This is a genomic window from Flavobacterium fryxellicola (assembly GCF_900143245.1).
Classification (GTDB): domain Bacteria; phylum Bacteroidota; class Bacteroidia; order Flavobacteriales; family Flavobacteriaceae; genus Flavobacterium; species Flavobacterium fryxellicola.
In genome coordinates this window covers 210,343-219,397 of record NZ_FRDK01000006.1, presented here as the reverse complement: position 1 = coordinate 219,397, position 9,055 = coordinate 210,343, and the positions used below count along the sequence as shown (strand labels likewise).

The 9,055-nt window shown below is 32.3% G+C and carries 6 protein-coding genes; 4 read left to right on the top strand and 2 right to left on the bottom strand.

Annotated elements, in window-relative coordinates:
• Positions 1-203: 203 nt before the first annotated feature.
• Together BUA03_RS10900 and BUA03_RS10895 are read right to left on the bottom strand one after the other, a co-directional pair.
• Positions 204-1,439 (bottom strand): sensor histidine kinase, encoded by a 1,236-nt coding sequence (locus BUA03_RS10900; protein WP_317041100.1) that lies wholly within the window; start codon positions 1,437-1,439, stop codon positions 204-206.
• 100 nt (positions 1,440-1,539) lie between these two features.
• Complete coding sequence (locus BUA03_RS10895) at positions 1,540-2,883, bottom strand: sigma-54-dependent transcriptional regulator (protein ID WP_066077628.1); 1,344 nt, start codon at positions 2,881-2,883, stop codon at positions 1,540-1,542.
• A gap of 181 nt (positions 2,884-3,064) precedes the next feature.
• Between BUA03_RS10895 and BUA03_RS10890 the strand changes: the two genes are divergently transcribed.
• The 4 genes from BUA03_RS10890 (at position 3,065) to BUA03_RS10875 (ending at position 8,831) form a co-directional block, all read left to right on the top strand.
• A complete protein-coding gene (locus tag BUA03_RS10890) occupies positions 3,065-4,303 on the top strand; it encodes an efflux RND transporter periplasmic adaptor subunit (protein WP_066077627.1) in 1,239 nt (412 codons plus the stop codon).
• Between the two features lie 98 nt (positions 4,304-4,401).
• The gene (locus BUA03_RS10885) at positions 4,402-5,115 is read left to right on the top strand and encodes an ABC transporter ATP-binding protein (protein ID WP_066077625.1); all 714 of its coding nucleotides are present in this window, start codon (positions 4,402-4,404) and stop codon (positions 5,113-5,115) included.
• 4 nt (positions 5,116-5,119) lie between these two features.
• Positions 5,120-7,537, top strand: coding sequence for an ABC transporter permease (locus BUA03_RS10880; protein WP_066077623.1), 2,418 nt, complete (start codon positions 5,120-5,122; stop codon positions 7,535-7,537).
• Positions 7,530-8,831: a TolC family protein gene (locus BUA03_RS10875; protein WP_066077621.1), complete on the top strand. Its 1,302-nt coding sequence runs from the start codon at positions 7,530-7,532 to the stop codon at positions 8,829-8,831. The genes BUA03_RS10880 and BUA03_RS10875 overlap by 8 nt, the downstream gene beginning before the upstream one ends.
• Positions 8,832-9,055 lie beyond the last annotated feature (224 nt).

Below are 9,055 nucleotides of genomic sequence, written 5' to 3'. Positions count from 1 at the left end.
AAGTTTTAAGAGATCTATGTAATTTTCCAAAGCTTGTTATTTTGGCAGCTAAGTTAAGAAATCTTCAATTCCTCCCCAACTTTTAGGATTGATCCCCATTGATTGCTATAATGGCAGGTTCGAATTGCGTAAGGTCCTAAGAAATAATCCAATAACAATAATGTTTTTTTACCCCTACATTTTTTTTCTCTTTTTAGGATTACTTAATTATCAACTAAACAAATCACAAAAGTGGTTTTTCTATCATCATTTTTATGCGCCAAATAGCCGCCATGAGCTTCTATAATGCTTTTGGACAAAGTCAAGCCAATTCCGGCACCTTCTTTGCGAGTGGTGAAAAATGGCAAGAATATTTTACTTTCTATTTCTTTTTCGATGCCTTTTCCATTATCGGAAATCATGATAAAAATTCTCTTTTCTTTGACTTCTGCCGAAATAACAATCTGTTTTTTTTCTGTATCTGTCAAGGCATGAATGCAATTTGTCAAAAGATTGATCAACACTTGCTCCATCTGTTGCGGGTCAATATGGAGTCTGCGGTCGAAAGTAATCGTGTTTATGACTTCTATTTGTTCCTTTTTAAATAATGGATTCATGATTTGACAACTGTTGTCAATCCATTTTGATAGTTCAATTACTTGTTTTTTTGGTGAAGGCAACATGGCCAGTTTTCGATAACTTTCCACAAATTGCTGCAAGTGGTCACTTCGTCTCAACATTGCGGCAACACTGCTTTTCACGTCATCTAAATCTTCTGATGAAATGGTTTCCTCCTGTACCAATTCCTGTAAATTCTGTGATAGTGACCGAATAGGAGTAATTGAATTCAAAAGCTCATGAGAAATCACCTTCATTAGATTGACCCATGCTTCTTTCTCTTTCTTCTCTATTACATTCTGAATTGAATCTAGTAAAACGATGAAATAATCTTGGTTGAAAATTTCACTTCTCGAAGTCTGCAGCACAAAAGTTTGCGTGTCTTGCATATTAACACGTATTTCTAGTGACGTTTTAATTTCTTTAAAATCCTGCTGTTCAATAATTTCACATAAGGAAGACAAATGATTTTTTAGATACTTCCATTTGGAGACTTTAGGTACATCAAAATGTTTAGAAAAAAAGTCATTCATCAAAAAAATATTCCATTCATTTTCTTCCTTTTGCAGAATAATAATTCCAGTTTCGATATTATTTAGAATAGAACGATACACTATATCTTTTGAAACGTGATCGTTTTCTTTACTTTTTAGTTTTTCATACAACTTGAATAAATTGGAATAATTTTGATACGATTTATGTTTGGAAAAATCTGAGGTGAAATCATTTTGCAAAATGGAAGCAATTGTTCTGTCGTAAAGTAGAAAGGCATTTTTAACATAAAAATACATTTCAACTGTAAGTAAGAAAATCATAAAAAGACCAAATACTGCTGTGAACATCAATCCTTTTTGAAAAATGAATATTGAAATCCCAGCAACGGAAAGAATAATAATTAATCTAAGAAAAAGGAGTTGGTAGATTTTCAATAATTTAACCATATTATTTGATGTTATATTTTTCTAAACGTCGGTATAATGCGCCTCTGGACAATCCCAATTCCTCAGCGGTTTTACTAATGTTGTTATTATTCTTTAACAATATTTTTTCGATAGCTGTTTTTTCGACAGCCGAAAGTTGAATGTCATCTTGGCTTTCTTCGTAAATGGTTATTTGCTCTAAATCTAAATCCGAAACAGTAATGTAATTGTTCTCACAAAGAATCACTGCACGCTCTATTCGGTTTTCCAATTCACGGATATTTCCATTCCAAGCATGATTTGCTATTTGTTCCAATGCTTTTTCGTCAAAAGTAATTTCGTCTCGTCCGTATTTTGTCATCATTTTTTGCAAAAGATACTGCGCCAAAGGAATTTTATCTTCGATTCGCGAGCGCAATGGAGGCAACACGATTTCCATAGTATTGATGCGATAATACAAATCTTCACGGAAATTCTTATCTGTAACTTCTTGTTTCAAATTCAGGTTGGTGGCTGTAATAATGCGAACATTCAGCGGTCTTGCTTTTGATTCTCCTAATCGGGTTACCACTTTGGTTTGAATTATCTGCAAGAGTTTAGATTGTAAATGCAATGGTACGTTTCCTATTTCATCCAAAAAAATAGTGCCGTTTTGAGCCATTTCAATACGCCCTGGCGTATCAACTTTAGCATCAGTAAATGCGCCCTTAGCATAACCAAATAATTCGCTTTCAAAAATATTAGAATTTAAAGAACCCAAATCAACGTGAATAAAAGGACTGTTTTTTCGCTCTGATTGCAGATGGATATGATGTGACAACACAAATTTACCCGTTCCGTTCTCGCCAAGTATTAACACATTGGCATCGGTTTTGGCCACTTTATCGGCCAGAGAATAAGCTTTTTTTATAACCTCTGAATTACCAACAAAAAAATCGTCTACAATCTCGATATTATTTGATTTCTTTTGCTCTTTCCGGCTTTTGTCAACAGCTTGTTTTACAACGCTAAGCAATTTTTCATTTTCCCAAGGTTTCAAAACATAATCAAAAGCACCTGCTTTTAAACCTTCTACAGCCGTTTCTACTTTACCAAAAGCGGTCATCAAAATAACGACCGTTTTTGGCGAAAGGGTTTTTATTTCTTTTAATAAATACAAACCTTCTCTGCCGTCGTCAAACCCTATTCTATAATTCATATCGAGCAAAACAACATCAATATTATTTTGTGATAATAGCCCGACAACATTTTTAGGATTATTAAGCGTATAAATATTTTCAAAGTGCTTTTTAAGTAAAATTTTCGACGCAAAAAGAATATCTTCTTGATCGTCTATGACTAATATGGAGGCGTTGAACTTTTTCATTATAACGTAATAGCTGTATTTTTTTATTCAGAAAACGGAATCATTGTTCGGTTTCGGACAATTAGTGTTCAATTATGGACACCTTGTAAATTTTATCGAAATTAAAGCTCTGATAATGAAATTATTATAGTTTTTAATTTTCTGGTACGATTATCCTAATAGACTATATAAATAATAAACAATGGACACCAAAATCGTACGTAAAACTAACAAAAATAAGTATCTTTTACTGGCTTTGCCAATTATCTTACTCTTTGGGTATTTTGTTTTTACATCTGCTACCAAAAAAAGAAGTGTGAACGTAAAAAGAGCTGAAATTACAATTAAGACCGTTGAAAATAATTTTTTCGAGGATTTTATGTCTTTTCAAGCGAAAGCAGTTCCTTTACATTCAATGTTAGTGAATATCATTGAAGGTGGAGCCGTTCAGGAAATATTTGTCGAAAACGGCGACATGGTTACAAAGGGACAACCTCTTGCAAGATTGTACAATCCTAATGCAGAGCTGGCATATATGCAACAGGAAACAGCAATTATTGAACAAATTAATAATTTGGATAAAGCCAAACTCGATTTGAGAAATCAGGAATTGTATTTAGAAAAAGACTTGATTGGTATAGAACACGATTATCTGGACGGCAAAAACTTATTCGAATTGAACCAAAAACTTTTTGACAAAGAAATACTTTCTAAAAATGAATGGGAAAACACCCAAGAAAATTATCGTTTTCAAAAAGAGCGCATGAACATCATCAAAAAAAGTGTCAAAAAAGAGAAATTAGCCAATCAAGTACAGATAGGACAATTGAATCAATCTATTGGTTTCATGAATAAAAGTTTGGATATTTTGAGAATGAATAAAAAGAATTTCCTTATCACAGCACCAATTTCTGGAAGACTTTCTTCCTTTGAACCTATACTCGGGAAAACCTATGTTCAAAATACAAGTATTGGTTCTATTGATGACAGAAAAGGCTATAAATTGATAGCTGACATTGATGAATTTTATTTGGATAAAATTGTAGCGCAACAAAAAGGAGCAGTAGATTTTGAAAACAAATCCATAGAAGTTCAAATAACTAAAGTAATTCCGGAAATTAAAAACGGACGATTTCAAGTAGAATTGGATTTTGTTTCTTCTGAAAAATTAGATCTAAAACAAGGATTGAGTTTTGGCGTAAAATTAAACCTTTCAGAAAAAACCAAGACCTTAGTGCTTTCGAAAGGTAGCTTTAACGAAGAAACTAGCGGAAAATGGATTTTTGTTGTCAATGGTAACAAAGCAGAGAGAAAAGCAATCAAATTGGGGCGAGAAAACCCTTTGTATTATGAAGTTCTCAGCGGTTTAAAAGCGGGCGAAAAAGTGATCACTTCATCCTATAAAGATTACAAAGAAGTCGAGATTTTGAATTTAGAATAAAGAAAAAGAGCTTAGAGGAAAGAAGCAAGAGTAAAGAGTAAATAATAAAGAATAAAGAGAAATAAACAAATATCATCAATCAAAAAACGAATAATAGTATGATTCAAATTAAAAATCTTTCAAAAGTATTTAGAACCGAAGAAGTGGAAACAATGGCATTGAGTGAAGTTTCACTTACCATAAACCAAGGTGATTTTGTTTCAATTATGGGGCCTTCGGGAAGTGGAAAGTCCACTTTATTAAATATTATTGGATTGCTGGATAACGCTTCGAGCGGAAGTTATAAGTTGCTCAATCAAGAAATTATTGGGCTGAAAGAAAAAGAAAAATCGAAAGCCAGAAAAGAAAATATTGGCTTTATTTTTCAGAATTTCAATTTGATTGACGAATTGTCGGTTTATGATAATATTGAATTGCCGTTGATTTACAATAACGTTTCTTCGGCTGAAAGGAAGAAAAAAGTAGAAACAATAGCTGATAAATTAGGAATTTCCCACCGATTAAAACATTATCCACAACAGCTTTCCGGAGGACAACAACAACGTGTAGCCGTGGCAAGAGCCTTAATTATTGATCCAAAAATTATTCTTGCCGATGAACCAACAGGAAATCTGGACAGCAAAAATGGAAATGAAGTAATGGAACTTTTAACTGATTTACATGCCAATGGAGCCACAATATTAATGGTAACGCACTCTGATTATGATGCTTCTTTTTCTCAAAAAACCATTTTGATGAAAGATGGAATGATACTTTCAGAAAAAGTTAATAACAGGAACGTGGATATATTAGGAACGGAATCTAAATACTAAAATCATGCTAAAAAATTGGATAACTATATTTTTATACCACCTCAGAAATAATAAGCTATTTTCTGCCTTGAATATTTTTGGATTGGCCATTGGAATTTCAGGATTAATTTTCGCATTACTGTATTGGAATGAAGAACAAAGTTATGATGCTTGGAATCCCGAAAAAGACAATGTGTATCAGGTTTTAGTGCAGTTAATAGGAATGCCAGTTTTTTCAGATTGTGCTTTATTCCTAAAACCTATTTTAGATAAAGATACTAATGTAGAAAAGGTAGTTTATGCTGACAGCTGGTATCAAAAGGATAAAATTATCTACAAAGGCAAGAAAGAAATAGTTAATAAAATTATTAATGTTGAGCCTGATTTCTTTTCTCTTTTTCCATTTGAAATTATTAAGGGAGATGAGGTTTCGGCATTAAAAGATGATTCAAGTGTTGCTATTTCAGATGTGATTGTTAAACGAGTTTTTGGTGACGAAAATCCGATTGGTAAACAAATAACATGTTTGGATCAAATGTTTATAGTGCGCGCTGTGTATCATATTCCAGGGAACTCTTCAATTGCTCCAGATGTTATAATGAATAAAATGACGCAGTTCAAAAGTGAAAATACGACAGGACCTTTTATATTCAAGCTACTTCTTAAAATTAAAGATCCATCAAAAATTGAGAATACTCGAAAGAGTTTAGAGAAAACTTATAATCAAGATTTTGTTCGGAGAATTGCTCAGGAAGAAGGTTTTACTTTAGAAGAAATGGCTAAGAAAATGGGTCATTTTAATGTAGTTATAGAGCCACTTTCAAATGCGAGATTACATTCTATTACAGATGGATATCCAGAAGGGAGAGGGAATTATCAGTTTTTGTTGATTATGGTTGGGTTATCTGTTTTAATTCTCATTCTTTCGATTGTAAATTATATTAATTTGGCTACAGCGAATGCGGTTAAACGTGCTAAAGAAGTTGGTGTTCGAAAAGTTGTGGGGGCTTCAAAAGGTACTATTGTTATTCAATTTATTTTTGAAACTGCTCTAATAAGTTTGTTTTCGATTTTACTAGCATTAGTTATTGTTGAGTTGACTTTGCCGTATTACAATGATTTTTTAAATAAGAGTTTACGAATAATTGGTAGTCAGTTTTATCTGCAATTAATTCTGATTTTCTGTATTACAGTTTTGGTAGCAGGAATACTTCCAGCCGTTTACGTTGCTAATTTCGAAACTTTAAAAGTTCTCAAAGGCAATTTTGGAAGAAGTAAAAACGGAATCTGGTTGCGTAACGGAATGTTGATTTTCCAGTTTACAGTTGCTACTTTCTTTATTGTTGGTTCTTATATTGTGTATCAGCAAATCGATTATCTAACCAATAAAGATTTAGGTTTTAAAGGAGATCAAGTGATGGAAATTAATTTGAATTTTCCGGATTCGGATTATGAAGTGGAAAACGTAGGGCAAAATATCTACAACAAATACAGTACAATAAAACAAGAACTGGCTAAAATAAAAGGTGTAGAACAAGCTTCTACAGGATTGATTTCATTTGATGGTTCAGATGATTCATTAGGAGGTGTATTGTACAATGATGAACTTTTTAAAGCACGGACAATTGCAGTTGATTTTGGTATGTTCGAAATGATGAAAATAGAAGTAGTTAAAGGAAGGTCTCTTGATCAGCAACATGCTTCGGATACTATTACTTCTGTGGTGATTAATGAAACAGCACAAAAATTGATGAACATGAAAGAGCCTATAGGAAAAGAACTAATTATCAAAGAACGAAAATTAAAAATCATAGGAGTTGTAAAAGATTTTAATTTATTAAGTCCTGAAGTTGAGGTGTCAGGGATGTATTTCTATCATCTTAAAACGGTAGATATTGCTCAAAATATCAATAAGGTTTTCGTAAAACTAAAATTGGATAATATTGAAAATACAATTACCGATATCGAAAAATTATGGACAAAAATGGATACTGAGTATCCTTTTAAATATGATTTTGTCGATAAACAATATGCAAGAACTTATGAATCGTATGTGAAGCAAAAGAATCTATTTTCATTGTTGAATGTAGTGGTAATTCTAATCGCTCTTTTCGGGTTATTCGCCTTGGCTTCGTATTCAATTCAAAGACGCATGAAAGAAATTGCAATCAGAAAAACGCTTGGAGCAGAAACCAATTTATTATTGAAAGAACTCTCTAAACAGTATGTTTTGTATTGTGTCATTGGGTTTTTAATTGCTTTGTTTCCCACCTATTATTTATTGAATATGTGGCTTGAGAATTTTGCTTTTAGAATTGAAATGACCTTGTTTCCATTCCTTTTTGGCTTTATAATATTATTGGTTTTAACGTTAATCATTGTTTTGTTAAGAGCCTATCAAGCAACAAAAACAGATGTTTTGAAATATTTAAAATATGAATAAAAAAATTGTTTTTACAGTTGTCTTTTTAGCCTTTTGTGCATTGGCAAGTGCTCAGGATACTTCTTGGTCGCTCACACGTTGTGTGGAAACGGGATTGCAGAAGACTATTGAAATAAAAATCAGACAGCTGGAAATTAAAAGAACACAAAAATCACAAAATTCGGTTTTAAATCGAATGTTACCTACTGTCGATTTGTATGGACAGCAAGGTTATAATTTTGGTAGCACCATTGATCCTTCGACTAATGGAAGAGTAAGTTCTAATATTCAAAATGATAATTTCTATCTCAATGCCAAAACGAATCTGATTGATTTCAGTGCTTTTGCGAATGCTAAAAAAGACAAAATTAATATTGAGCAAGCCAAAGCGGATGTAGAAGTCATAGAAAATGAATACAAACTGCAAATTTTAGATGGCTATTATCAAGCACTTTATATACAGGAGTTATTGAAAATCCAAAAAGAACAACTCAAGCAAGCTTCATTCAATTTGGATAGAATAAATAAAGAAGTTGCTATTGGGAGTAAATCCCAAAGTGATTTATATGATATGCAGTTGAGCTTTTCGACTGAAGAAATCCGAAATCAGGAAACAGAGCAATTGTATGCTATAAAAAAGACAGAATTGTTTCAGTTGATGAATATTGTGGATGTGGCGACAGGCGAAGTAATATTAGAACCTTATTTAAAGGAAGCAAATAAAGATTTTGATACTGAGTTGTATAATCCTAAAATTAAACTTGCCGAGCTCAATTATCAAAACAGTTTACAGTTGATCGGTTTAGAAAGAGCCAGCAATTATCCGATACTGTCAGCGTATTATGGATATTCTACTTTTTATTATAAAAATATAAAACAAGCAAATGCCAACACAGATTCTTTTTTCAATCAATTAGAAGATAATAAAAGTCAACAAGTTGGTATGCAGTTGAGCGTTCCTGTTTTCAATGGCTTTAGGAACAATAAAAAAATAATTGCATCAAAAATAGCAGGTGATCAGGCAAAACTAGTAGTTGAACAGGAAAAACAACTATTAGAAAAACAAGTGATACTAGAAGAACAAAACAAAAGAAATTATTCGCAACTGCAATATAAATTAATCGAGAAGCAAAAGTTTGCCAGAGCTTCTTTTGCGACTACACAATCTAAATTTACTAGTGGCAAAGTGGAAGCAATTGTTTATTCCTCCGTGAAAAATCAATCGCTTTCGGCTGATTTTGAGGTTTTAAAAAACAATCTTCAATTGCAATATATTAATTTGAAAATAAACCTATTGAGAAGGAATCAGTTGTAAATATAATGAGTAATAATTAAAGGAATATTTAATCTAACGTAGTATCGATAACTTCTTTAAATCCTGCATAAAATGGTTCGTAAACGATCCCTTATGGACCACAGAAAAACAAACAACGCCATTGGAAGACAATGGCGTTGTTGTTTTCACATTTATACTATTGTAGGTTTTCAAAAAAAGTCAAAATGGGTATCAAGTGTTCGATTGCAGTCCCTGACAGCCCA